Raw genomic sequence first — 1,798 nt, forward strand, 5'->3', positions numbered from 1 at the left:
ATAATGGTCTTCAATTAAATATGCCCAATTTGCTAGTTGTAAAATCTCTTCATCATTCAGGGCGAATTTGCCTCTTTCACTGGGCGAAACTGACACATTTTTCGTAAATTTGGAGCCATCATCATAAATCATCTTCAGTTCTTTACTGCCCAATTTTTTATCAATAATTGGGCGGAAACCAGCTTTTAAAGTTGGTTTAAAAACATAGTATTCATCGGGATTTACAGACCCTTGGACAACATTTTCACCTAAACCATAAGCAGCTGTAATTAGTGCCGCATCCTTAAATCCGGTTTCTGTGTCAATGGAGAACATCACCCCAGAGGTTGCTAAGTCAGAGCGCACCATTTTTTGCACGCCTACAGCCAGGGCAATGCTAAAGTGGTCAAATCCCTTGGCATGTCGATAAGAAATAGCGCGATCGGTAAATATGGAAGCAAAGCATTTATGACAAGCTGCTAAAACTCCTTCAGCACCGACAACGTTGAGATAAGTTTCCTGTTGTCCAGCAAAACTAGCATCGGGTAAGTCTTCAGCGGTGGCGCTAGAACGGACTGCCACATCTGTCTCTGCATGGTATCGTTCACAGAGACTTTGGTAGGCTGTAGCGATCGCCTCTCGCAATTCTACAGGAAACGGGGTGTGGATTAAGAGCGATCGCGCTTTTTTCCCCCGTTCTCGTAAATTTTTCACATCTTCAACATCTAAGTCAGCAAAGAGTTTACGTAGCTTTGCTTCTAAGCCGGCTGATTGAATGAAATAACGATAAGCGTAAGCAGTGGTGGCAAATCCCGTGGGAACGTTAATGCCTTTGGGCGTTAGCTGTTGAATCATTTCGCCCAGTGAGGCATTTTTACCACCAACTACGGGTATATCAGCAATACCAACTTCATCAAACCAGAGAATCAGCGATCGCTCCTGGGCAGATAGAGATAAAGTGCTTTTAGATACTGTAGCCATAATTACCTTTTAATTTTATACTCAACTTGTAAGTGCGTAACCGCTAGTATATTTTCCCCATATTCAATTTTAGATTTTTCATTCTGTCGCGTAACTTTAAATTTGGCGATTAAATACAACCATATAGTCAATAAAAGTTAACAATTATTTAGGTTGATAGCTGTATCAAAATACCGGATGGAATCCACAATGGCACAACTAGAACGACTCCTGAAAATGGCAGAAGATGAGTTAACTGAGTACAGCACTGATGCCCGCAAAATAGAAAAACTACGTCGTAAAATAGGTTTATCAGTGTCGGCAGCCGAACAACGACAAGTCAAAGAAGCATTATTAGCTAATAAGAAATCTAATATAGTTACCCAAGTTGTGGAAGAACAAAGACAAACAGTAGCCTTACCATTTTGGGGAATTGCTGGATTGGGTTTGTTATTCGGAATTTCTTTAAATCAACCGATCTGTTTGTTAGCAGCTATAGTTGGTACTATATCAGCTTACAGAATTCAGAAATGGGGCTGGCAATTGCAGGCAAGGAGTCTATTGTTACAAACATTGGAAGATATTGAAGCGCGTATTGCCCAACCTAATAAGTAACAAAACAGATGCACGTTATGGATAAATCCTATTCCTTTGCTTGTAAGATTTTATACAATCAGTTCAATTAATCATTTAATTTACACCTCGTAAGCACTTAATAGTTCCTTTGGGATCACCATAGCAAAAAAAATAGATAAGTAGTCGGGCACAATTAAATTCATTGATGGAGATAGGGAACAGGATACAGGTTATACCAATTTAATGTGAAGTTGCATATAAGCCTATTTACAGAAAAATCCTT

General features: G+C 39.4%; 2 protein-coding genes. One reads left to right on the top strand and one right to left on the bottom strand.

Features of this window, described 5'->3' with window-relative positions:
• The coding region (locus RRG12_RS43810) for a PEP/pyruvate-binding domain-containing protein (protein ID WP_420763336.1) at positions 1–960 on the bottom strand (960 nt) is incomplete at its 3' end.
• Between the two features lie 189 nt (positions 961–1,149).
• Here RRG12_RS43810 and RRG12_RS43815 point away from each other — a divergent pair.
• Positions 1,150–1,554 (top strand): hypothetical protein, encoded by a 405-nt coding sequence (locus RRG12_RS43815; protein ID WP_069070991.1) that lies wholly within the window; start codon positions 1,150–1,152, stop codon positions 1,552–1,554.
• Positions 1,555–1,798 lie beyond the last annotated feature (244 nt).

The organism is Nostoc sp. CALU 546 (assembly GCF_048836525.1).